This is a genomic window from Qipengyuania pelagi (assembly GCF_009827295.1).
GTDB lineage: Bacteria > Pseudomonadota > Alphaproteobacteria > Sphingomonadales > Sphingomonadaceae > Qipengyuania > Qipengyuania pelagi.
This window is the reverse complement of sequence record NZ_WTYD01000001.1, coordinates 473410-496461: the sequence shown is the minus strand read 5'-3', so window position 1 is coordinate 496461 and position 23052 is coordinate 473410. Positions and strand designations below refer to the sequence as shown.

The 23052-nt window shown below is 65.7% G+C and carries 24 protein-coding genes and 1 riboswitch; of the genes, 8 read left to right on the top strand and 16 right to left on the bottom strand.

Features of this window, described 5'->3' with window-relative positions; genetic code table 11:
• Positions 1 to 9 precede the first annotated feature (9 nt).
• Positions 10 to 3453: an AAA family ATPase gene (locus tag GRI47_RS02530; RefSeq protein WP_160659806.1), complete on the top strand. Its 3444-nt coding sequence runs from the start codon at positions 10 to 12 to the stop codon at positions 3451 to 3453.
• Between the two features lie 163 nt (positions 3454 to 3616).
• Positions 3617 to 4468, top strand: a complete 852-nt coding sequence (locus GRI47_RS02525) for an OmpA family protein (RefSeq protein ID WP_160659805.1) — start codon at positions 3617 to 3619, stop codon at positions 4466 to 4468.
• A gap of 75 nt (positions 4469 to 4543) precedes the next feature.
• Here GRI47_RS02525 and GRI47_RS02520 read toward each other — a convergent pair whose 3' ends face one another.
• The 5 genes from GRI47_RS02520 to rpmF form a co-directional block, all read right to left on the bottom strand.
• Positions 4544 to 4933, bottom strand: a complete 390-nt coding sequence (locus GRI47_RS02520) for a MerR family transcriptional regulator (RefSeq protein WP_160659804.1) — start codon at positions 4931 to 4933, stop codon at positions 4544 to 4546.
• Positions 4934 to 4953: 20 nt separating this feature from the next.
• Complete coding sequence (locus GRI47_RS02515; protein WP_160659803.1) at positions 4954 to 5250, bottom strand: integration host factor subunit alpha; 297 nt, start codon at positions 5248 to 5250, stop codon at positions 4954 to 4956.
• A 104-nt stretch (positions 5251 to 5354) separates the two neighbouring features.
• A complete protein-coding gene (locus GRI47_RS02510; RefSeq protein WP_160659802.1) occupies positions 5355 to 6320 on the bottom strand; it encodes a beta-ketoacyl-ACP synthase III in 966 nt (321 codons plus the stop codon).
• Positions 6317 to 7366 carry a phosphate acyltransferase PlsX gene (plsX, locus tag GRI47_RS02505; RefSeq protein WP_160659801.1) on the bottom strand — a complete coding sequence of 350 codons (1050 nt, stop codon included), beginning with the start codon at positions 7364 to 7366 and terminating at the stop codon, positions 6317 to 6319. The genes GRI47_RS02510 and plsX overlap by 4 nt, the downstream gene beginning before the upstream one ends.
• A 22-nt stretch (positions 7367 to 7388) precedes the next feature.
• Positions 7389 to 7568 (bottom strand): 50S ribosomal protein L32, encoded by a 180-nt coding sequence (gene rpmF, locus GRI47_RS02500; RefSeq protein ID WP_067678449.1) that lies wholly within the window; start codon positions 7566 to 7568, stop codon positions 7389 to 7391.
• Positions 7569 to 7766: 198 nt separating this feature from the next.
• Between rpmF and GRI47_RS02495 the strand changes: the two genes are divergently transcribed.
• Positions 7767 to 8165 (top strand): MAPEG family protein, encoded by a 399-nt coding sequence (locus GRI47_RS02495; protein ID WP_160659800.1) that lies wholly within the window; start codon positions 7767 to 7769, stop codon positions 8163 to 8165.
• A gap of 5 nt (positions 8166 to 8170) precedes the next feature.
• On the opposite strand, the gene GRI47_RS02490 is transcribed toward GRI47_RS02495, so the two are convergent.
• From GRI47_RS02490 to GRI47_RS02475, 4 genes are all read right to left on the bottom strand, one after another.
• Positions 8171 to 8812 carry an MBL fold metallo-hydrolase gene (locus tag GRI47_RS02490; protein WP_067678588.1) on the bottom strand — a complete coding sequence of 214 codons (642 nt, stop codon included), beginning with the start codon at positions 8810 to 8812 and terminating at the stop codon, positions 8171 to 8173.
• Between the two features lie 105 nt (positions 8813 to 8917).
• On the bottom strand, positions 8918 to 9202 hold the full coding sequence (locus tag GRI47_RS02485) for a hypothetical protein (protein WP_160659799.1): 285 nt from the start codon (positions 9200 to 9202) through the stop codon (positions 8918 to 8920).
• 113 nt (positions 9203 to 9315) lie between these two features.
• The gene (locus GRI47_RS02480) at positions 9316 to 9705 is read right to left on the bottom strand and encodes a hypothetical protein (protein ID WP_237452594.1); all 390 of its coding nucleotides are present in this window, start codon (positions 9703 to 9705) and stop codon (positions 9316 to 9318) included.
• Between the two features lie 101 nt (positions 9706 to 9806).
• The gene (locus tag GRI47_RS02475; RefSeq protein WP_160659798.1) at positions 9807 to 10493 is read right to left on the bottom strand and encodes a S24 family peptidase; all 687 of its coding nucleotides are present in this window, start codon (positions 10491 to 10493) and stop codon (positions 9807 to 9809) included.
• A 125-nt stretch (positions 10494 to 10618) separates the two neighbouring features.
• On the opposite strand from GRI47_RS02475, the gene GRI47_RS02470 reads away from it, so the two are divergent.
• Complete coding sequence (locus GRI47_RS02470; protein WP_160659797.1) at positions 10619 to 10804, top strand: hypothetical protein; 186 nt, start codon at positions 10619 to 10621, stop codon at positions 10802 to 10804.
• Positions 10797 to 11165: a hypothetical protein gene (locus GRI47_RS02465; RefSeq protein WP_237452593.1), complete on the top strand. Its 369-nt coding sequence runs from the start codon at positions 10797 to 10799 to the stop codon at positions 11163 to 11165. The genes GRI47_RS02470 and GRI47_RS02465 overlap by 8 nt, the downstream gene beginning before the upstream one ends.
• 96 nt (positions 11166 to 11261) lie before the next feature.
• Here the strand turns inward: GRI47_RS02465 and GRI47_RS02460 are convergent, their stop codons facing one another.
• Genes GRI47_RS02460 through fsa form a run of 6 tightly spaced genes read right to left on the bottom strand, consistent with a single transcriptional unit; the run spans position 11262 to position 18335 of the window.
• Complete coding sequence (locus GRI47_RS02460; protein ID WP_160659796.1) at positions 11262 to 12692, bottom strand: aldehyde dehydrogenase family protein; 1431 nt, start codon at positions 12690 to 12692, stop codon at positions 11262 to 11264.
• Between the two features lie 51 nt (positions 12693 to 12743).
• Positions 12744 to 13682 carry a D-2-hydroxyacid dehydrogenase gene (locus GRI47_RS02455; protein WP_160659795.1) on the bottom strand — a complete coding sequence of 313 codons (939 nt, stop codon included), beginning with the start codon at positions 13680 to 13682 and terminating at the stop codon, positions 12744 to 12746.
• Positions 13679 to 15145 (bottom strand): cysteine--tRNA ligase, encoded by a 1467-nt coding sequence (gene cysS / locus GRI47_RS02450; protein WP_160659794.1) that lies wholly within the window; start codon positions 15143 to 15145, stop codon positions 13679 to 13681. Before cysS ends, GRI47_RS02455 begins: the two co-directional genes overlap by 4 nt.
• A 25-nt stretch (positions 15146 to 15170) precedes the next feature.
• On the bottom strand, positions 15171 to 15845 hold the full coding sequence (locus GRI47_RS02445) for a nitroreductase family protein (protein WP_160659793.1): 675 nt from the start codon (positions 15843 to 15845) through the stop codon (positions 15171 to 15173).
• Positions 15842 to 17671: a cobaltochelatase subunit CobT gene (gene cobT, locus GRI47_RS02440; protein WP_160659792.1), complete on the bottom strand. Its 1830-nt coding sequence runs from the start codon at positions 17669 to 17671 to the stop codon at positions 15842 to 15844. The genes GRI47_RS02445 and cobT overlap by 4 nt, the downstream gene beginning before the upstream one ends.
• 10 nt (positions 17672 to 17681) lie before the next feature.
• Positions 17682 to 18335 carry a fructose-6-phosphate aldolase gene (gene fsa / locus GRI47_RS02435; protein WP_160659791.1) on the bottom strand — a complete coding sequence of 218 codons (654 nt, stop codon included), beginning with the start codon at positions 18333 to 18335 and terminating at the stop codon, positions 17682 to 17684.
• 157 nt (positions 18336 to 18492) lie between these two features.
• On the opposite strand from fsa, the gene GRI47_RS02430 reads away from it, so the two are divergent.
• Together GRI47_RS02430 and GRI47_RS02425 are read left to right on the top strand one after the other, a co-directional pair.
• Positions 18493 to 19086: a DUF2490 domain-containing protein gene (locus GRI47_RS02430; RefSeq protein WP_160659790.1), complete on the top strand. Its 594-nt coding sequence runs from the start codon at positions 18493 to 18495 to the stop codon at positions 19084 to 19086.
• A 145-nt stretch (positions 19087 to 19231) separates the two neighbouring features.
• Positions 19232 to 19321: riboswitch (yybP-ykoY riboswitch) on the top strand.
• 107 nt (positions 19322 to 19428) lie between these two features.
• Positions 19429 to 19986, top strand: a complete 558-nt coding sequence (locus GRI47_RS02425; protein ID WP_237452592.1) for a manganese efflux pump MntP — start codon at positions 19429 to 19431, stop codon at positions 19984 to 19986.
• A 33-nt stretch (positions 19987 to 20019) separates the two neighbouring features.
• Here GRI47_RS02425 and GRI47_RS02420 read toward each other — a convergent pair whose 3' ends face one another.
• A complete protein-coding gene (locus GRI47_RS02420; RefSeq protein ID WP_160659788.1) occupies positions 20020 to 20760 on the bottom strand; it encodes a DUF4197 domain-containing protein in 741 nt (246 codons plus the stop codon).
• Positions 20761 to 20853: 93 nt separating this feature from the next.
• Here GRI47_RS02420 and GRI47_RS02415 point away from each other — a divergent pair, with 93 nt between their 5' ends.
• Positions 20854 to 23019 (top strand): primosomal protein N', encoded by a 2166-nt coding sequence (locus GRI47_RS02415; protein WP_160659787.1) that lies wholly within the window; start codon positions 20854 to 20856, stop codon positions 23017 to 23019.
• The last annotated feature ends 33 nt before the right edge of the window (positions 23020 to 23052 follow it).

Sequence of the window (23052 nt, the reverse complement as noted above, 5' to 3'; positions counted from 1 at the left end):
GCGGGTTCGATGCAGCTCGGCAAGCTCAGGCTCAGCGGCTTCAAGAGCTTCGTCGAGCCTGCCACGCTGAGCATCGAGCCCGGGCTGACCGGCGTGGTCGGTCCCAATGGCTGCGGCAAGTCGAACCTCCTCGAAGCGATCCGCTGGGTCATGGGCGAAAACTCGCCCAAGAGTATGCGGTCGGGCGGGATGGAGGACGTCATCTTCGCGGGCACCGCAACGCGCCCCCCGCGCGATTTCGCCGAAGTCGTATTGTCGGGCACGCGCTCCGATGGTGACGAGCTGGAGGTCATGCGCCGCATCGAGCGCGGGGCGGGCTCCGCCTATCGCCTGAACGGGCGGGATGTGCGCGCGAAGGATGTCGCGCTGATCTTCGCCGATGCCGCCACCGGCGCGCACAGCCCCGCCCTCGTCAGCCAGGGCAAGATCGCGCAAGTGATCGCCGCCAAGCCGACCGAACGCCGCCAGATGCTGGAAGAAGCGGCGGGGATCGCGGGCCTGCACGTCCGCCGCCGTGACGCGGAAGCCAAGCTGCGGCAGACCGAGGCCAATCTCGCGCGCCTCGAAGATCTGATGGCGGGCCTCGACAGCCAGATCGCCTCGCTCAAGCGGCAGGCCCGCCAGGCCGAACGCTATGGCGAATTGTCCGAACAGATCCGCACTGCCGAAGCGCGCCTCGTCTTCGTGCGCTGGCGCGATGCGGCGCGTGCGGCGGACGAAGCGAAGCGCGCGGCGAAGGGCGCCGATGCGACAGTCGCCCAAGCGCAGGCGGAGGCCGACGCGGCGCAGAAGGCGCAGCGTGGGGCGGCTGAAGCACTGTCAGCGGCGCGCGAGGAACTGGCCGACCGGCGCGACGATGCCAGCGCCCACGGCCACCGGATGGCCGCGCTCACCAGCCAGCTCGAAACCGCCGAACAGCGCCTCGCCGATCTCGACCGGCAGAAGGTGCGTCTGGAAGAGGATCGGGGCGAGGCCGACCGGCTGACGCGCGATGCCGCCGAGGCGCTGGCGCGGCTCGCGAAAGACCTCGCCCAAAACGAGAAGGCGTTGGCAGACGACGAAAAAGAGCGCCCCGCCCTCGTCAGGCGCGCGGAGGATGCGGAACGCGCCAGCCGCGCCGCCGAACTGGCGCTCGCCAATGCGACGGCGGAACTGGCGGGGGTCGAGGCCGAATGGCGCGTGGTCGAAGCTGAGATCGCACAGGCCCGCGCGCGGCTCGACCGGATCGAGGCCGAGATACGCCGCATGGCCGAACAACGCGCCGCGCTTTCGGGCCGCGACGGAGAGAGCGAGGTCGAAGACGCGCGCGAGGCCGCCGAAAGCGCCGCTACCCGGCTGCGATCGGCGCGCGAGGCTCTCGAAGCGATGCGGGAGAGCAAGTCGGCGCTCCAGACTGCGCGGGACGAGGCCGCAAGCGCCCTGTCGCAGGCGCGCGCCGAACTGACAGGGGTCGAGCGCGAATGGCAGGCGCTCACCCGCGACCGCGAGGCGCGGCAACGCGCGGCGGCGAAGCGGTCCGGGCGTGGTCCCGCGATCGATGCGGTCCGCGCCGAACCGGGCTACGAGCGCGCGCTCGCCGCGGCACTCGGACGCGATGCGAAGGCTCTGCTCGGATCGCCCGATGGGGAGGAAGGACGCTACTGGACCGGGGGCGAGCCCCCCCGCCGCCTTGAAAACTCCCTGCTCGACCATGTTGCGGACTGTCCGCCCGAACTCGCCGCGCGGCTGGCGCTGGTGCATGTCGTCGACAGCGACGATGGCCGATCGCTCGAACCGGGCGAATGGCTGGTCACGATGGCAGGCCATTTGCGGCGTTGGGACGGGCTGGTCGCGCGCGGCGAAGGCGCGGCGGACGCTGCACGGCTCGAAGCGGAGAACCGGTTTCGCGAGCTCGATGGCGCGCTTCCGCCTTTAAAGGACGCTGTCGACGAGGCCGAACGCGACGAGGCTGCGACTCGCGAGGAGCTGGCGCAGCTCCAGCGGGATCTGGTCGCAGCCGAGCGTGCTGTGGCCGATGCGGCGGACGCGGAACGCGGTGCCCTGCGTGCGCTCGATCAGGCGGAAGCGGCGCGCGAGCGGATCGCGGCGCGGCTGGCCGAACTCGCCACCGCCGAGAGCGAACAGGCCGAACGCCTCGCCATCGCGCGCGCCGATCTTTCCGAAGGCGAGGCGAAGCGCAGCGCCCTGTCCGATCCGGCAGCGGGCCGGACGCGGCGCGACACTGCGCGAGATAGCAACGAGGCCGCGCGCGCCGCGATGCAGGCCAGTGCCGCGCAACTGGCCGCGCACGATCAGGCGCTGGCCGTGGCGCGCGAGCGGACGGCGGGCCAGCGATCCGACATGGCGGGCTGGCAGGCGCGCTCGGGCGATGCGGCACGGCGCCTGTCGGACATGGCACGGCGGCTGGAAGAGATCGGCGAGGAGCGCGCGATCGTCGCCGCCAAGCCCGAGGGCCTGATGCGCGAGATCGAACAGGGCGATGCGGTGCGCGCGCGGCTTTCCGAAGAGCTTACGAAAGCGGAAGCCGCGCTCTCCGAGGCGCAAGCGGCCAGCGAACAGGCCGACCGGGCCTTCTCCGCCGCCAACGAAGCCCTCGCCGCCGCGCGCGAGACTCGCGCCGGACTTTCGGCACGGGCCGAGAACCAGGAATTGCGCCGGGTGGAGATGGGCCGCGTATCGGGCGAGCGGTTCCAATGCCCGCCTCCGCTCCTGCCCGAACGGTTCGCTTTCGCCGAAGGCTCCCTGCGCTCCGCCGAACTCGAAAGCGAGGAGATGGACCGCCTCACCGCCAGCCGCGAGCGGATCGGCCCGGTCAACCTTGTGGCGGCGGACGAACTAGCGCGGATCGAGAGCCAGCACGGCGCGAATGCCGAGGAACAGGCCGAACTCGCCGAAGCGGTCGCGCGCCTGCGCGGCTCCATCGGCAGCCTCAACCGCGAAGGGCGCGAACGGCTGCGAGCCGCCTTCGAGGAAGTGAACGGCCATTTCCAGCGCCTGTTCGCGCGCCTGTTCGATGCCGGCGAAGCGCCGGGCGCCGCCGGGGGCCAGGCGCATCTGGCCCTCATCGACAGCGAGGACGTTCTCGAGGCGGGACTCGAAATCTTCGCCCAGCCGCCCGGAAAGCGCCTTCAGTCGCTGACGCTGCTGTCAGGGGGGGAACAGGCGCTGACGGCGGTGGCGCTGATCTTTGCCCTGTTCCTCACCAATCCGGCGCCGATCTGCGTGCTGGACGAGGTGGATGCGCCGTTGGACGATGCCAATATCGACCGCTTCTGCGACCTCCTCGACGCGATGGTGCGCGAAACCGACACGCGTTATCTGATCGTCACGCACAACGCCGTGACGATGAGTCGGATGCACCGCCTGTTCGGCGTGACCATGATCGAAAAGGGCGTCAGCCGCCTCGTAAGCGTCGATCTGGGGGGCGCGGAAGACCTGCTGGCGGCGGAATAGGATCTGCTTGGTGGCTTCGACTGATCGCAGGACTCGCCCCACCCGCCCCCTCTTGCCCTAATTTCGACACGATCGTTCATCCCGGCGACAGGCCGCGATGGCACCCGGCCGCTCTCTTTTGGGCGCGGCCGGTTGGCGCGCTACGTATTTCGAGGAGATTGAAATGACCAAATTCACCGCTGCGCCGCGTGCGCTCGCTTTCGCCGCCGCGATCGCCCTGCCCCTTGGTGGTGGGCTTTCCGCGCAGGAACAGGCCGCAACCGTCGACGTCTATGGCGAGGCGCTGGTCGCCGGGCCGGATGTAGACGGCATCATCTCCGCACGCCGCGACAACCGCATCCAGATCACCGCCGAAGACGGCACCAGCACCGTGGTAACGATCGACCAGGATACGGAGGTCAAGGGCAAGGGCGGTTTCCTCGGGCTCGGCAACAAGACGCTCGCCGCCGATGCGCTGATTAACGGCCTGCCGGTGAGCGTGGAAACGCTCCAGACCGCGAATGGCGATCTGGTCGCCAGCGCGATCGATTTCCGCAACAAGGATCTCGAATTCGCCTCGATGATCCGCCAGGGCACCGCGCAGGGCTTCGCCGAGCAGACCGCCGCCACCGATGCGTTGCGCAACCGGGTCGCCGATATCGACCAGTATAATGTGAAGGGTACCACGAACGTCTTCTTCGATACCGGGGAAGCCAAGCTGTCCGGTCAGGCGCAGGCCGATCTGTGCGCCGCCGCCGCACAGGCCAACGCGACCGACAACGCGCTCCTGCTCGTCGTCGGATACACCGACTCGACCGGCGACTATGATTTCAACCAGCAATTGAGCGAGAAGCGCGCGGCGCGTGTCGTCAATTACCTGCAACAGCAATGCGGCTGGAAGCCCTATCGGATGCTGACGCCGACCGGGATGGCCGAGGCCGACCCGCTGGCCGACAATTACACCGAGCAGGGCAAGGCGCAGAACCGACGCGTTGCAGTGAACGTCCTCGTCAGCAAGAGCGTCGACGGGTTGTAAGCGTTCAGAAACGAAGTGTCGGGGGTGGGAGCGATCCCGCCCCCGTTCGCTTTCTTGGCCGGTTCCTGTGCTCGATCAGGCGGCCAGCGCGCGCCTCAGATCGTCGCGAATCGCCTTGAGGCGCGGCAGGATGTTCGCCATTTCAGCACCCCGATCCTGTGCCACCGTATTGTCGGTGGAAGGTCCCGCAGTGCGATCCTCAGGCTCGCGAAGCGCGGCCTCGGCGCCCTTCAGCGTGTAGCCGTCGCGATTGACCAAACGGTCGATCCGTTCGATCAGCGCGATGTCGGCGGGCCGGTAATAGCGGCGATTGCCGCTGCGCTTCAGGGGTTGGAGCTGGGGAAACTGCTGTTCCCAATAGCGCAGGACATGCTGCTTGATGCCGAGCGCGCGGGCGACCTCGCCGATGGTGCGCAGCGCCCCATCATCCTTGCCGTCATCGAATGTCGCGTCGAACTCAGCCATGCGGCTCCCCCCGATCGCATTCACCCTTGGGCGATGCGGTCCTTCAAAAGCTGGCTCGCGCGGAAGGTCAGCACCCGGCGCGAGGTGATGGGAACTTCGACACCCGTCTTGGGATTGCGACCGATCCGTTCCTTCTTGTCGCGCAGCACGAAGCTGCCGAAGCCGGAGATCTTCACGTTTTCTCCGTCACTCAACGCATCGCACATCTTGGCCAGGATCGCTTCGACCATGTCCAGCGATTCCGCACGGCTCAATCCCATCTTGCGATTGATGGTTTCTGCCAGATCGGCGCGTGTGAGCGTACCCACAGAACGCATGTCGCTTCCTTTCGTAACAAGTGCGACCCTGTGTAACTTAACCTAAGTCTATAAAGCGCAGGCGTGCAAGCTGCAACCGATGGGGACGCCCCGTCCCGAAATGGTCACATCCGGGCCAACGCGGCACCCCATGTGAAGCCGCCGCCCATCGCTTCGAACAGCACCAGATCGCCCTTCTTCACCCGCCCGTCGCGCACCGCCACGTCGAGGGCGAGCGGGACCGAAGCGGCGGAGGTGTTGGCATGGCGATCGACGGTGACGACCACCTTCTCCTCGGCCAGGCCCAGCTTGCGCGCCGTCGCATCGAGGATGCGGGCATTGGCCTGGTGCGGCACCACCCAATCGACCTGATCGACCGCGATGCCAGCCGCCTCGATCGTTTCCCTCAAAACCTCGGCGAGGTTGACGACGGCGTGGCGGAAAACCTCGCGCCCGCGCATCCGCAGTTTTCCGACCGTGCCCGTGGTCGACGGCCCGCCATCGACATAGAGCAATTCCTTGTGCTCGCCGTCGGCGTGGAGCTTGCTGGCGAGGATGCCGGGACCGTCCTCCGCCACGTCCTGCGCTTCGAGGACGACGGCGCCCGCCCCATCCCCGAACAGGACGCAGGTGGTCCGGTCTTCCCAGTCGAGAATGCGGCTGAAGGTTTCCGCGCCGATCACCAGCGCTTTCGTGGCCATGCCGGTGCGCAGGAGCGAATCGGCCGTGGCGAGCGCGTATAGGAAGCCCGAGCAGACCGCCGCGACATCGAAGGCCACACCGCCCTTGCAGCCGAGCGCGTGCTGGACCTGCGTGGCGGTGGCGGGAAAGGTATGGTCGGGGGTGGCGGTGGCGAGGACGATCAGGCCGATCTCGCTCGCATCGACCCCCGCAGCCTCCAGCGCGCGGCGCGCCGCTTCGGTGGCGAGGCTGCTGGTGGTCTCGTCCGGTTCGGCGAGATAACGCTGGCGAATACCGGTCCGCTCGACGATCCATTCGTCCGAAGTGTCGACACGCTCTGCCAGATCGGCATTGGTGACGAGCCGACGCGGGAGAGCGGACCCCGTGCCGGTCAGGACCGAACGGATCATTTCGCCGCCCCGTTCGCGGCGAACCCCATATCCGACACCTCGCCCAGATCGTGAGCGATCCGGTTGACGATATCGTCTTCGAGCAGGCGCGCGGCGACCTTGACCGCATTGGCCACGCCCTTGGCGTTGGCGCTGCCATGGCTTTTCACGACCACGCCGTTGAGGCCGAGGAAGACCGCGCCGTTGTGGTTGTTGGGGTCGAGATGGTGCTTCAGCAATTCCGTCGCGGGCCGCGAGACGAGGAAGCCGACCTTGGAGCGGATCGAGGAGCTGAAGGCCTGCTTCAGCAGATCGGTAACGAAACGGGCCGCGCCTTCGATTGCCTTCAGGGCGATATTGCCCGAGAACCCGTCGCACACCACCACGTCGCACTGGCCACGATTGATCTTGTCGGCCTCGACGAAGCCTTCGAAATCCATCGCCAGGCCGGTGGACGCGCGCAGCCGGTTGGCGGCTTCCTGGATATCCTCGGTGCCCTTGGTTTCCTCGGTGCCGATATTGAGCAGGCGCACGCGCGGACGTTCGCGCCCGGTGACGATACGCGAATAGGCCGCGCCCATGATCGCGAACTGGACGAGATTGCGCGCATCGCAGTCGCGATTGGCGCCGAGGTCGAGCATGATGACGTCGTCTTCGCCCAATGTGGGGAGCAGCGCCGCGAGCGCGGGCCGGTCGAGCCCCGGCATGGTGCGCAGCGCCAGCTTGCTCATGGCCATGAGGGCGCCGGTATTGCCCGCGCTGACGGCGGCACCCGCCTCGCCCCGCTTCACCGCATCGACGGCGAGGCCCATGCTGGTCGTGCGGGCGCGGCGCAGCGCTCTCGACGGTTTCTCGTCGCCCCCGACCACATCCTCGCAATGGAGGATTTCGGACGCGCCGCGCATATTCGGATGGGTTTCCAGCGCGGCTTCGATCCGCGCCTGGTCGCCCACCAGCAGGAATTTGAAAGTGTCGTGCTCGCGCCGCGCCAACGCAGCGCCTTCGACCATGACGCGCACGCCATCATCCCCGCCCATCGCGTCAACGGCGATACGCGGCAAAGTCATGGCATACTCCGGTCAGCTACGGTCAGAGACCGACGGCGATGACTTCGCGGCCGTTGTAGAATCCGCAATGCGGGCACAGATTGTGCGGGCGCTTCAATTCGCCACAGTTCGAGCATTCGTGATGTGCTTCGACCTTGAGCGAATCGTGCGAACGGCGATTGCCGCGGCGGTGGGGCGATACTTTTCTTTTGGGGACGGCCATGGCGGCACCTGTTCCTCAATCAATTCGAATGGTTGATGGCCGCCCTAGGGGAAGGTCCGGGACCGCACAAGTGCGCGGCAGACCGAAATTTCCGACCCGTGACGGTGAAGGCGGGCGCTATAGCGATATTTTGCCGCGTTGCAAGCGCGCCCGTCGCCCCCTAGCACTGCGGCGCACTCAAACCGGGAAATTCGTTCTATGGATATCGTCCTGCCGATCACGCTGACATCCGCCGCGGCGGCGGCCCTCATCAATATCTGGCTCGCGGCCAGGATCGGGCAGCTACGCCTCGCGACCAAGACCGTTCACGGCGACGATGCGGGCGGACCGCTCTCGCGGCGGATGCGCGCCCAGCTCAATTTCGTCGAGAACACCGCCTTCGTCCTGATCCTGATCGCGGCGATCGAACTGGCGGGCAATGGCGGCCTCTGGCTGTCGATCACGGCGGGCGTCTACATGTTGGCGCGCGTGGCGCACGGGATCGGGATGGATGGCGAAGGCCCCACTTTGCTGCGCAAGATCGGCGTGATCGTCACCTTCGGGACCCAATTGTTCCTGGCGGGTTACGCGGTCGGCATCACCCTCGCGGTGATCTGATCCGGTCAGGCCAGCGCCGCATCGCTGACGAAGGCGTTGGTCTTGCGCTCCTGCCCGAACGTGCTGGTCGGGCCGTGGCCGGGGATGAAGGTGACATCGTCGCCCAGCGGCCAGAGCTTGGTGACTATCGCGTCGATCAAGTCCTGATGGTTGCCCATGGGGAAATCGGTGCGCCCGATACTGCCCTGGAACAGCACATCGCCGACAAGCGCGAACTTGCTCGGGCGGTGGTAGAAGATCACATGGCCGGGCGTGTGGCCGGGGCAGTGAAACACTTCCAGCTCGAGATCGCCGACGGTGACCGTCTCGCCCTCTTCCAGCCAGCGATCCGGCTCGAACGTCTGTCCGTGGACACCGAAGCGCGCGCCATCGTCGTCGAGGCGGGCGATCCAGAACCGGTCGGCCTCGTGCGGGCCTTCGATGGGAACGCCCAGCTCCTTGGCGAGAATGCCCGCTTCCCCGCAATGATCGATATGGCCGTGGGTAAGCAGGATCTTTTCCAGCTCCACGCCGGAATTCTTCAGCGCCGCCTTCACCTTGTCGAGATCGCCGCCGGGATCGACCAGCGCGCCCTTATTGGTGGCGGTGCACCAGATCAGCGAGCAATTCTGCTGGAGCGGCGTGACAGGGATGATGCCCGCCTTCATCGGCGGAGTGCGGGGCGGCGTGGTCTTCGGCTCGGTCATGCCAAGGAGATGGCGCAGCGCCACCGGCATTGCAATGCTGCCGGATCCAGGCCGCCTACGATCAACTCAACGCGACAAACGACGCCGGTTCGACCGCACCGTCTTGCCGAAATGCGCCAGACTGCGCTGGGCCGCGACCGCCGGGTCGAGCGTCGGCATTGGGCTGACCATGGCCAGAGGGAGCATCCACAGGGCGAAAATCTTCTCCGCGACCATGCGCTCGCTTTCGCGGTCCGCCACGGCGCCACCGCTCGCCAGCCGCATCGTGCGCAGGCCGATCACGGTCATCGCATCGAAGGACAGGGACCAGGCGTCGAACGCGATTCGCGGCCAGGCATTGCTGGATGTCATACCGATCCTTCCATTGGTGAGCAGAATTGTGAGCGCTTTTTCAGCATCACGCCACCGATCTTCCAGATCGGAAAGGGAGCGCCGCCGATCGGCCGCGCTCCCCTAGCGCCGGATCATCCGAGGCGGAAATCGACGATCCTTCCGTCGCTGCGGAAGGTGCAGCCGAATTCGTCACGGCGCGAATCGCGCGAATCGGTACGACCGATTACGCGAACCGAGTTTTGATCGATCTGCTCGACCCGGTCGATCGCGACACGGCCATATTGCGAGGCCTGGCGCCCGCAGGCGTTGAAGGCCGCGCGTTCGAAATCGTTGCGGTAATTCGTGCCGTAATTGTCCGGTCCGCGATAGGGTTCGTAACCGTAGGAGCCGCTGCGATAGGGATCGTCGCGATAGGTATCGCCGCCCAGAATGCCGCCGAGACCGCCCAGCCCGCCATAGGCGGAACAGCCGCCCAGAAGCATGGTGGCGGCGGCGATGGCGGGGATGAGGGATGTCTTCATGGCGATACTCCTGCAAGATCAGAGAATTACGCGCCCACCACGCGGTCGATGCCAGTGCTACGAAGCGGGGCGCCGATAGTTCCTGCGGGGTCTCCCCGGCCTCACATCCTGCCGCCCTTCCACACCACGCGGCCGATCACCTCGACCTCCTCGCGCGCGAGATCGATCGGGGCATAGGCCTCGTTGGCGCTGACCAGCGCGATGCGGCCGGGCGCGCTCGCCTGCACCTGCTTGACGTGAAGCGCCTCGCCGATGCGGACGACGAAGATGCCCTCGCCCGTGCGGCGGGTGCGATCGACGAAAATCTCGTCGCCCGATTTCAGGAGCGGATCCATACTGTCGCCTTCCACGCGGATGGCGGAAAGGTCCGCCCCTTCCAGCCCCATTTCGCGCAGCCACCGCTTGGAAAATTGGAAGCTGTCGTAGGAAATTTCCTCGGCACCATAGGAACCGGGACCCGCAGACGCTTCCAAGGGCAGGCGCGGGACGCTGACGAACCCGTCGATCCGCGCCCCGCCCGCAAGGTTCCGGCTCGGCTGGGCGATCGTGCGCGTGCCGATCGTATCGCGATCGACGCCCAGAAATTCCGCGATTCGCAGCAAGTCCGGCTCATCGAGATGACGCGGACTGCCGCGGTTCAGATATTGGTGGAGATAGGCGGGATTGCGCCCGATCAGCCGGGCCAGCGCGCTCAGCGTGTGGCCCTGATCCTTCACGATTCCGGCGAGGCGGGCGCGTGCATAGCGTTCCTCGGGTTCGAAGCGGTCGAGCGGGTCCTGCAAGTCCATGAGCGGTCCTTTCCGATGCCGCGTGGTATTTTTCCTATAGAGTAATATTTTTCCTAGACAAGTAGGATTTCAGCTGGAACGTAACGGGAACACAAGCCGACTCGCTACCAGTAACAGAGGGACCCATGCTGCTTCGCAAAGTCGAGAAATTCCTCCGCCGCCACCGCATGGCACCAACCACCTTCGGTCGCCTCGCCGCACGCGATCCGCGCTTCGTGCTCGATTTGCGCCTCGGCCGCGAGCCGCGCGGAAGGACCGAACAACGCGTGACGCGCTGGATGAATGAATATGAGGAGCCGCTCTATGTCTGATGCGCAGGCACTGGAACTCAGCAAGACCAGACCGGCCAAGCGCGCGCGGCGCACATCGGCGGACCGGCTGCGCGACGCGATCCTGGCCCTGTCGGATCATCGCGCCCAGGTGATCGCCCAATCCGAACGCTCTTGGGCCAGCATCACCTTCGCGGGCGCGCGGCACGTCTTCACGCTGATCTTCGTGGGCGAAGAAGCGGTCGAAGCGGGCGAACGCTTCGTAGCGAACCTGCCCGAACACGAATTCGCGCTGTCCGGCCATCTGGTGGCGGATGCGACGGTGAGCGAAGTCGAACACCGCATGGTGCCCAGCCCGCGCATGGTCGTGACCTGCGAAGTGCTGATGCTGGAAGAGGGGTGAATTGGGGGCAGAAGGAGATGACCCCGCTGCCCCCGATCATTCAGTTATATTCGACGATGCTCTTTTCGCGCCGACAAAATCTGTCCTCGGCCGCGCCTACCGCCGGATAACCATGTTCCTGATCTCGGTCATGTCTTCCATCGAGAAGCGGACACCTTCCCTTCCCAGTCCCGAGTTCTTCACCCCGCCATAGGGCATGTTGTCGACGCGGTAGCTGGGGATTTCGTTGACCATCAGCCCACCGACATCGACGCGGTCCCAGGCGTCGAGCACCTTGAACAGATCGCGGGTAAAGATGCCCGCCTGAAGGCCGAACTCGCTGCGATTGACCTCGGCCAGGGCATCGTCCCAGTCGCGGAATTTCATCAGCACGGCGACGGGGCCGAACGCCTCCTCGTTGACGATCTTCGCCGACCGGTCGACATTTTCGAGCAGGGTCGCTTCGACCAGCCGCCCGTCGCGCCCGCCGCCGCAGAGCACTGTCGCGCCGTTCTCGACCGCCTCGGCGATCCAGCTTTCCAGCCGCTCCGCCTCGTCATCGTCGATCATCGGGCCGATAAAGGTCTCGCGCTTCTTCGGGTCGCCCACCTTGAGGTCCTTCGCCGCCGCCACCAGTTTCTCGCGGAAATCGTCATAGACGTCCTCGTGGATGACGATGCGCTGCACGCTGATGCAGCTCTGGCCGGACTGATAGAACGTGCCCTTGATGACCCGCTCGCAGGCATCGTCGAGATCGGCGTCATGGTCGATGACGACAGCCGCATTGCCGCCCAGTTCGAGCACGACCTTCTTCTTGCCCGCCTTGGCCTTGAGCGCCCAGCCGACCGTGTCCGACCCGGTGAAGCTCAACAACTTCAGGCGCTCGTCCTCGGTGAACAGATCCGCGCCGTCGCGGCTGGCGGGCAGGATGCTGAACGCGCCTTCGGGCAGATCGGTCTCGGCCAGAATTTCACCGATGATGAGCGCCCCCAAGGGTGTCTTGCTGGCTGGCTTAAGGACGAAGGGACAACCGACCGCCAATGCAGGCGCGATCTTGTGCGCGGCGAGGTTAAGCGGGAAATTGAACGGCGAGATGAAGCTACATGGGCCCACCGGCACGCGCTTCCAGATCGCCTGATAGCCTTCCGCACGCTCCGATATGTCGAGCGGCATGACCTCCCCGCCCATGCGCACGCTTTCCTCTGCCGCGATCTCGAACGTGTCGATCAGGCGGGTGACCTCGCCCTCCGCATCGCCGATCGGCTTGCCCGCCTCGACGCAGAGCGAATAGGCCAGCTCGTCGAACCGTTCGCGGAACCGCTCGACGCAATGCATCAGCACCGCCTTGCGCCGATAGCTGGCGAGGCGCGCCATCGGCTCGGCGGCGCGGACCGTCCCGGCGATGGCCTTATCGATGATCTCGGGCGTGGCGAGCGCCGTCTTGAACGCGACTTCGCCGGTGAACTTGTCGGTAACTTCGAGATCGGTGTTCGGCTGCTCCGCTCTGTTGCAGAGGTAGAGCGGGTAGGTGTCTTTGAGAGTGGGCATGGGAGTCTCCGTTTCGAGACATTAACGGCGGCCCACCGTGTGACGTTCCGCTCAATAACCGAGCGTCAGATCCATCTGCGGCGCAACCGGCTCGCCATCGTTCCAGCGCCCGAGGTTCTCGATAAAGCGGTCGGCGCTGCGCTGGAACATCTTCGTCTGCGCGCGGCCCGACAGGTGCATGGTGATCTGCGCATTGGCGAGGCTCCACAGGGGATGATCCTCGGGCAGAGGCTCCGGGTCGGTCACGTCGAGCAACGCGGCCTCGATTCGCTTTTCTTCGAGCGCGGACACGAGCGCCGCCTGATCCACCACGTCGCCGCGCGCGATGTTGACGAGGACGGCGGTGCTTTTCATCGCCGCGAGTTCTTCCGCACCGATCATGCCGACTGTTTCCGGCGTGGAGGGCACGGCGAGCACCACCCAGTCGAAATTGCCGAGCTGGCCGCGCCATTCGTCCGGCGCGAGCGAGTTTTCGTGGCGCGAGCGGCGCACCGGCACCACCTCCATGTCGAACGCCTCCAACCGCGCCTTCACCAGCGACCCGATCGCGCCAAGGCCCAACAGCAGCACCCGCTCGCCCGCCAGTTCGCGCTTGCCGGGGCTGTCCAGCAGCCATTCTCGCCGGTCCTGCGCGCGCACGACGTCGCGGTAGCCCTTGGCGTGGGCCAGCATCAGCATGACGGTGTATTCGGCGATCGTGATCGCATTGATGCCGACCCCGTTCGTGACCGTGACGCCGCGTTTATCCAGCAGATCGAGGGGAAGAAAATCGAGCCCCGCATAGATCGAGTTCAGCCATTTCAGCGACGTCGCGGCCTTTACCACCTCCACCATCGGCTCGGGCTGGGTGAAATCGAACCACCCGATCTCGGCCTGCGGCGCCAGTTCCAGCGCCTCGTCCTTGCTGGCGAACCACAGCGGTTCGACCCAGTCGGGCAGACGCGGCTCGACCAGCGGACGGATCATGGCGGACAGGACGGTTTTGGTCATACGAGTTTCCATTCCCAACCCAGCGGATCGCCATCCATCACCTCGACGCCCATAGCCGAAAGGCTGGCGCGGATCGCATCCGATGTGGCGAAATCCTTGGCGAGGCGCGCTTCCTTGCGACGCAGCAACTCGGCCTCGATCTCGGCCTCGGTGATCTGCGCGTCCTTCGGACGGATACGAAGATCGGCGCGGGTGAGATTGGAGAGATTCAATCCAAAAATTTGATCGACGATTTCTAAAGCTTCTAAGCGAACCGATCCTGCGTCATCCAGACTTCCCAGAATTAAATCAAGGTTGGTGAGCGCGGCAGGAGTATTCAGATCATCGGAAAGGAGAAAGTCGACCCCGTCCAAATAAGACTGGAGAGCGGCTGAGCGCTTCTCTGATAACCCGGAGGCGCTTGCTAAATTTCGGGATTTTAGCGCCTCCACGGCAATCACCAGCCGCTTCAACCGCGTCAGCGCCGCGCCCAGCCCTTCCCACGAAAACTCCAGCTCGCTGCGGTAATGCGCCTGGAGGCACATCAGGCGGTAGGCGAGCGGGTGGTAGCCCTTGTCGATCAGCAGCTGGAGCCGCAGGAACTCGCCGGACGATTTGCTCATCTTGCCGGATCGCTCGACGAGGAAATTGTTATGCATCCAGATCTTCGCGCCCGAATGCGTCGCCTCGTCCAAACCGCCACACCCGCAGAACGCCTGGTTCTGCGCGATCTCGTTGGGGTGGTGAATTTCGCGGTGGTCGATCCCGCCGGTGTGAATGTCGAAGGGGAAGCCGAGCAGCTTCTCGCCCATCACCGAGCATTCGAGATGCCAGCCGGGCGCGCCCTTACCCCAGGGGGAGTCCCATTCCATCTGCCGCGTCTCGCCCCGCGGCGTCTTGCGCCAGATCGCGAAATCGGCCGCGTTGCGCTTGCCTTCGACCGCGTCGATGCGTCCCTCACCCTCTTCGGTGACGGCACGCGCCAACCGGCCGTAATCCTCGATGGTCGAAACGTCGAAATAGAGCCCGCTGTCGAGCTCGTAGCAGTGCTCGTCGGCTATGCTTTTCGCGAATTCGATCATCGGCTCGATATAATCGGTCGCGACCGACCATTCCTTCGGCTGGCGGATATTCAGCGCGGCGATATCCGCCTTGAACGCCTCGGTATAATGCGCCGCGATATCCCAGATCGATTTCTCGGATTTCGCGGCGGCCTTTTCCAGCTTGTCCTCGCCCGCATCGGCATCGTCGGTCAGATGGCCGACATCGGTGATGTTGATGATGTGGGTGAGATCGTAGCCCTTCCAGCTCAGCGTCCGGCCCAGTACGTCCGCGAAGACGTAGGCGCGCATATTGCCGATATGCGGGTAGTTGTAGACCGTTGGGCCGCAGGTATAGATGCGCGCCTCGCCCTCATGGACGGGCTGGAATTCCTCCAGCGAACGGGTCAGCGAGTTGAAGAGCTTGAGCGGGGTATCGGGCATGAAGGGCGCTTAAGCCGCAGGGCTGCTACTGCCAACCCTCCCAGCGCACGCTTTCGTCGAGCGGCGCGCGCTTCACGTCGAACCTGTTCACCGCCGCATCCTCGTCGCGATAGCCGATCGCCATGCCGCAGAAGAAGATGTGATCCTCCGGGATGTCGACCACCTCGCGGATCTGCGGGGAATAGACCGCCCACGCCTCCTGGACGCAGCTGTCCAGCCCCTCTTCGCGCAGCAGCAGCGCGATGGTCTGCAACCACATGCCGATATCCGACCATTGCGGCGGGCCCATGTATCTGGGCGTATGCACCAGCATCAGCACCGGCGCCCCGAAGGCGCGGAAATTGCGCGCGAACCATTCGAGCCGCTGGCCCTTGTCCTCACGCGCGATTTCGAGCGCGCCATACATATCCTCGCCGACGCCGAAACGGCGCTGCTCGTAGGCCCCGTCGAGTTCCGGCGGGTAGATATCGTATTCGGGCTTATGCGCCGCGCGGCCCTTGGGGAATTCCTCGGCAATGCGGTCGAACAATGCCTGCATCGGCTCGCCGCTGAGCACGATGCCATGCCAGGGTTGCGTGTTGCCGCCGGACGGCGAACGCTGCGCCTTTTCGAGAATACGAGCCAGCGTCTCGCGCTCGACCGGCTGGTCGGTAAAGGCGCGGACGGAACGGCGCGTGGCGACTGCGTCCGAAACCTTCACCCGTTCTCCCCCTCGAACAACGCCGCCAGCTGCTCGATGATCGTCCCGCCCAATTGCTCCACATCCATGATCGTGACCGAGCGTTTGTAATACCGCGTCACGTCGTGCCCGATGCCGATCGCGGCGAGCTGGACGGGCGACTGCTTCTCGATCCAGCCGATCACCTTGCGCAAATGCCCTTCGAGATAGCCCGCCTGATTGACGCTCAGCGTGCTGTCGTCGACCGGGGCGCCGTCGCTGATGACCATCAGGATGCGGCGATCCTCGGGCCGGGCGAGCAGGCGGGTGTGCGCCCACAACAGCGCCTCGCCGTCGATATTTTCCTTGAGCAGCCCTTCGCGCATCATCAGGCCGAGATTGCGGCGCGCGCGGCGCCAGGGCTCGTCCGCCTTCTTGTAGATGATGTGCCGAAGATCGTTGAGGCGGCCCGGATCGGCGGGGCGACCGTCCGCCAGCCACGCCTCGCGCGACTGGCCTCCCTTCCAGGCGCGGGTCGTGAAGCCCAGAATCTCGGTCTTCACCCCGCAGCGTTCCAGCGTTCGCGCCAAAATATCCGCGCTGATCGCCGCGATGGAGATCGGTCGCCCGCGCATCGAGCCGGAATTGTCGATCAGGAGCGTGACGACCGTGTCCTTGAACTCGGTATCGCGCTCGATCTTGTAGCTCAGCGCATGGCCGGGGCTGATGACCACGCGGGTCAGCCGCGCGGCATCCAGCAGCCCTTCTTCTTGGTCGAAATCCCAGCTGCGGTTCTGCTGCGCCATGAGGCGGCGCTGCAAGCGGTTGGCGAGCCGGGTGACGATGCCCTGCAAGCCGGCCAACTGGCTGTCGAGATAGGTCCTCAGACGATCCAGCTCCTCGTGGTCGCAAAGTTCGGGGGCCTCGACCACCTCGTCGAATTTCTCGGTGAAGGCGCGATAGTCGAACTGTTCGGGCAGGTCGGTCCAGGGGCGGTTCGGGCGGACGGGCTGCATCCCCTCCTCGCCATCGTCGGCGGGGTCGCCCTCGCCCATTTCCTGGTCGCCGCCATCCTCGCCATCGGTATCGGCATCGCTCTCGCCCTGCGCGGGTTCGCCTGCGATCTCGGAGGATTGCGGTTCGGAATCGCCCTCGTCCTGCTCGTCCTCGCCGGTCTCGTCCTCTTCCGGCGCTTCGCCCTCGTCGTCGCCGGTATCGTCGCCCGAATCGTCCGCATCTTCGGGCAAAGTGAGGTCGAGATGGCGCAGCATGTCGAGCGTCAACTGCTGGAAGGCGCGCTGGTCTTCGAGATTGTCGACCATGGAGGCGATGTCCGCCCCCGCCTTCGCTTCGATTTCGTCGCGCACCATATCGACGCCCGCGCGGGCGCGCTCGGGGATCGGCTCGCCCGTCAACGCCTCGCGCAGCATCAGGGAAAGCGCGGTAGGGAGCGGCACCTGCGAGGCCTCGTTCGCGCGCGCGATCGGGTCGGACGCGGTGCGCATCTCCACCGCCGAGGTGATGTTGCCGCGAATCCCCGCATAGCACGTGGCGCCGAGCGATTCGTAGCGCGTCTGCTCGATCGCGTCGTAACAGGCGCGCGCGATCGGCTCGCGCGGCGCACCGCTCGAATGGACCCCCTCGTCGTGATGGCGCAGCCGCAGAGCGAAGCTGTCGGCAAAGCCGCGCGCCTGCCGCGCCTGGTCGGGCGGCAGAGTGCGGCCCGGCAGGGGCACGCGGAAATTCTTGCCCGACTGGGCCGGGCTGTCCGCACTCCATGCGACCTCGACCTCGTCCTCGCGGGCGAGCGCGCGCGCCGTGCCGGTCAGCGCCTGCTTGAAACGATCGAGCGGTGTCTGTTCGGTCATGGAAGCGAAATCACAGGATCGACTGGCCCGTTCCCGCCCAATCCTTCAGAAAACCTTCGATCCCCTTGTCGGTGAGGACGTGGTTGAACAGCGCCTTGATCACCTTGGGCGGCATGGTCGCGACATCGGCACCGATGCGCGCGCTTTCCAGCACATGGGTCGCATGGCGGATGCTGGCGGCGAGGATTTCGGTCTCGTAGCCGTAATTGTCGTAGATCAGGCGGATATCGCGGATGAGGTCCATCCCGTCGAAGCCGTTATCGTCATGGCGACCGATGAAAGGCGAGATGAAGGTCGCCCCCGCCTTCGCCGCCAGCAGCGCCTGATTGGCGGAGAAGCACAGGGTGACGTTCACCATCGTGCCGTCTTCCGCCAGCGCCTTGCAGGTCTTGAGGCCATCGATCGTCAGCGGCACCTTGATGCAGACATTGTCGGCGATGGCGCGCAGCTTATCGGCTTCCTTCATCATGGTCGGATGGTCGAGCGCCACGACCTCCGCGCTCACCGGCCCGTCGACCAGCGCGCAAATCTCCTTCGTCACCTCCATGAAATCGCGTCCCGACTTGGCGATCAGCGATGGATTGGTGGTAACGCCATCGAGAAGGCCGATATCGATCAGCTCTTCGATCTCGGAAATTTCGGCGGTGTCGGCAAAGAATTTCATCTGGCGAGCGCTCCTGTCACGAACCGGTCATAAAAATCCGGCTGGGGAAGATTTCACTTTCGTGTCGCTAATGCGACAGATTTCCAACCGGAGTTATCGTCCCGTGTCGAACAGATTTCCGGCCCTTGCGATCGGCTTTGCCGCCCTGGGCGCCTTTATGCAACCGACTGCCGCCCAAGCCGCCACCAGTGACGACGAGCTGTGGATCGAGACGGGGATCAAGGGCGATATCGCACCGGGCACGGACTTCAAGCTGGAGCTGGAAACGCGCCGCCGCGAAGGGCCGAACGAATATATCCTGGGCGCGGAAGTGAACACCGACGTCTCGAGCGCATTGGCGCTTGGCGGCGGGATCGAGATCCATGACGAGGACGGCTTCACCGAAGTCCGCCCCTATCAGCAGCTGACCTTCGGCCTCGGCAAATTCGACTTCCGCAGCCGGATCGAGGAACGCTTCTATGACGGCGCCGACCGGATGGCCCTGCGCCTGCGCCAGCGCGCCCGCTTCCGCACGAAGATCGCGGACAAGATCACCGGCTTCGCCTCGGGCGAACTGCTCTACCAATTGCGCGACCGCAACGAAGGCGGCCCGCAGCGGATCGACCAATGGCGCCTCAACGCCGGCGCCACCGCCCGGATCGCGCCCGAACTGGAACTGACGGGGGGCTATCTCTTCCAGATCCGCCCGCGTGACAACGGCAACACCCGGCACACCCATGTGAGCCAGGTGTCGCTGTTCTATCGGTTCTGAGCCGCCTGTCGCGCACGGAGCGATTGCCGCGGGTCCCCGGATCGGCGGTTCTCGAACCCGCAAGCACCTCTTCGGGCAAGCGGCGGGATAGCAGGGCCAATACCTGCCGCCCCGTTGCAGAATGGTCCATGACAGGTTAGGGGCGCCGCGTTGGGGAGTAGCTTCCGACTTTAGTCGGCTCTGCGTCAACACACTTGCGCCTTGCGCATGGTGCAGAGAGCGGCGTTCGCCGCCTAGCGAGACCAGCACATCCGAGGCCTTCCGGGCGTCTCGGAGCGTGCTGTCTTGTGCCCGGCGGAGCTTGTGATGTCCCCGTTATCGATTACCGTCCTCGCCTTCAGCATGTCCGCCGATGCGTGTGCCGCCGCGATGGCTCGTGGCGCCACTACCAAGCCATCGTTCCTGCAAGCGGCCAAAGGCGGTCTCGTATTCGGCATCATCGAGACTGTGACGCCGTTGCTGGGCTGGATGCTGGGCCTCGCCGCCAGCGCCTACATAACCGCCATCGATCACTGGATCGCCTTTGGCCTACTCAGCCTCGTGGGCGGCAAGATGGCGTTGAACGCCGGACAGCGCCTCGTCGCGCGCGGCAGCGTCGACGAAACGGATACGGATGAGGTCGTGAGCAAGCATAAGGGCATGCTCGCACTGATCCTCACTGCCTTCGCAACGAGCATCGACGCGGCGGCGGTAGGCGTCACTCTCGCCTTCGTGGATGTCAACATCGTGTCGGTTGCCCTCGCCATCGGACTGACAACCTTCGTTCTCGCGACGGGCGGGCTGATGATCGGAAAGATTGTGGGCGTGAAATTCGGGCCCGTAGTCGAACTGATCGGAGGCCTTGGCCTGATGGCGATTGGAACCGGTATCCTGCTCGATCACACAGGCATTCTCGCCTAGCTTTCAGGCCGTCGATTCACGCACAGCAATCGGTCAGAACGCCGCTTCCGCGCCGAATACGCCAGCGATCAGCGGGTCGTTAACGCTGCTGGGATTGTCACGGATGAAGCTCTCCTCGCGGCCGATCTCGGTCCAGATCGTGTCGTCGATGCGGCTGGCAAAAGTGGTTGCGATGCGCGGCACATCGACGCCGGTGAGGCCCGCCAGCAATTCGCCCACCAGCGGATCCTGCGCCACGCGCATCGCCTGGCCGAGTTCGGGGACCATCGCGTCGATCAGGCGCGAGCCCATGCTGCCGCGCAGATAGGATGTCGCCGCGGTGGGCCCGCCGCGCACCAAATCGATCGCGTTCTGAAAGCCGATCACGCGCACCGCGTCGGTCACGATCGGCGCCGCGCGATAGGCCGCGTCATAGGCGAAATTGGCGAAGGCATCCTCGAGCCGGTTCTTGAACAGCGCCGAGGTGAGGATGCGCCCGAGTACGTCGCCGCGCGCGCCGAGCAGCCCGCCGAGGCCCAGCTGCGCCACCTGCGCGTCCCAGAACCCGTCGGGCTGCAACATGCGCGTGAAGGCCCGTTCGCTGGACAGGAACAGCAGGCGCTCGACCGCATCGACCAGGCTGAAGCCGCCATTGCCGAAGCTGGTGCAGGCAGGCAGCGACAACAGCGCCGCGCCCGCGCCCAGCCCACCACCGACCTTGCCGAGAAAGGCCCGGCGCCCGGTCGGGCGCTCGAGCGTGGAAACGCCAGTACGAAGGGTGAGAATATCGGTCATCTGTAATCTCCTCGAAGGTCCCACCCTTGTTTAGAGCCACTTGTTTTCAGCCACTTGTTTTAGGGGGCATGGCCCGCCCATATTGACGCATTCATGAACCGCGTGCGCTGCCTCGTCCTCAATGCCGCCCTCGGCCCGCTCGATTACAAGGTCCCGGACGGGATGTCGGTCGAGCCGGGGCAGGTCGTGGAGTGTCCACTCGGCCCGCGCGCAGTGATCGGAATCGTCTGGGAGGCGGAACGGCTTCCCGGGGCCGAGGTTCCGGCGGAAAAATTGCGTCCTTTGAGGGGCCTGCTGCCAATCCCGCCGCTGCCCGCACCCTTGCGGCGGCTGATCGAATGGACCGCGGATTATTATTGCGCACCGCTCGCCAGCGTCGCGCGGATGGCGCTGAGTTCGGGCGGCGCCCTGAAGGGCCCGGCGACGACGATCGAGTATCGGCTGACAGGCGGCCTGCCCGAACGCATGACCCCGCAGCGCCAGGCCGCGCTGGAAGCGCTCGAGGGCGAGCAGGCGACGATCCGCGAGCTGGCGGGCATTGGAGGCGTATCGGAAGGCGTGCTGCGCGGGCTGGTCAATCAGGGCTGCCTCGAACCTGTCGAGGTCGATTGCGACCGGCCTTATCACCTCGCCCGCCCCGATTTCGCTCAGGTCGATCTGTCGGACCACCAGCAGGCCGCCGCCGCCACGCTGGGCGCGGCGGTGAAGGCAGGCAAGTTCGCCCCGTTCCTGCTCGACGGCGTGACCGGATCGGGCAAGACCGAAACCTATTTCGAACCCATCGCCGAAGCCCTGCGCATGGACCGGCAGGTGCTCGTCCTGCTGCCCGAAATCGCGCTGACCGAAGCGTTCCTGTCGCGATTCGAGGAAAGGTTCGGTGCCAAACCGGTCCTCTGGCATTCCTCGCTCAAATCCACCGAGCGCCGCCGCGCCTGGCGCGCCATCGCGAACGGGACCGCGCAGGTCGTGGTCGGCGCCCGCTCGGCGCTGTTCCTCCCCTACGCCGCGCTCGGCCTGATCGTCGTCGACGAGGCGCACGAGGTCAGCTTCAAGCAGGACGATGGCGTGCGCTACAATGCGCGCGACGTGGCGGTGATGCGCGGTGCGTTCGAGGAAATTCCCGTTGTTCTGGCAAGCGCCACGCCCGCTCTGGAAAGCCTCGCCATGGTCGAGAGCGGCACCTACGCCAAGCTCGACCTGCCGAGCCGGTTCGGCGGGGCGGCAATGCCCACTATCCGCACGGTCAACCTTACCGAACATGTCCCCGGTCGCGGATCATGGCTGGCCCCTCCGCTGGTCGAGGCACTGGAAGAGCGGCTGGCGCGCGGCGAACAATCGCTGCTGTTCCTCAACCGGCGCGGCTATGCGCCGCTGACCTTGTGCCGCAATTGCGGCTTCCGCTTCCAATGCCCCAATTGCAGCGCCTGGCTGGTCGAGCATCGCTTCTCCCGCCGCCTTGCCTGCCATCATTGTGGGCACGAGACCCCGCCGCCCGACACGTGCCCCGAATGCGGCGAGCCCGATTGCCTCGTCGCCTGCGGCCCTGGGGTCGAACGGATCGCCGACGAGGTGGCTGAACGCCTGCCCGATGCGCGCGTGTTCGTCGCGACATCGGATACGCTCAATTCACCGGGACGCGCGGCGGAGTTCGTCACGCTGGTGGAGAATGGCGGGGTGGACGTGATCGTCGGCACGCAATTGGTAACCAAGGGGTTCCATTTCCCCGATCTGACGCTGGTCGGCGTTGTCGATGCCGATCTCGGCCTCGAAGGCGGCGATCTGCGCGCCGCCGAACGCACCTACCAACAGGTCGCGCAGGTGGCGGGGCGTGCGGGGCGCGGATCGAAACCGGGCGAGGTCCTGATCCAGACCCGTCACCCCGATGCGCCGGTGATCGCCGCGCTGGCGGCGGGCGATCGCGATGCTTTCTACGAAGCCGAAACCGAAGCGCGCCGCATGGCAGGCGCCCCGCCCTTCGGAAGATGGGCCGCGATCATCGTGTCGAGCGAGGAGGAAAGCGAAGCGCGCGACGCAGCCCGCCGCATCGGCGATGCCCGCCCGCGCCATGACGACATGGCGATCTACGGCCCCGCACCCGCCCCGCTGAGCCTGCTGAGAGGCCGCTACCGCTATCGCCTGCTCATCAACGCAAAACGCAGCGCGCGCTTGCAGGACACGATCCGCGAATGGCTGGGCGCGCTCGACCACCCGGCGGGAGTGCGCGTGGGGGTCGATATCGACCCATATAGTTTCGTGTGAAGCCGTCCAGGAAACGCCCGCGCCTATGTCGCG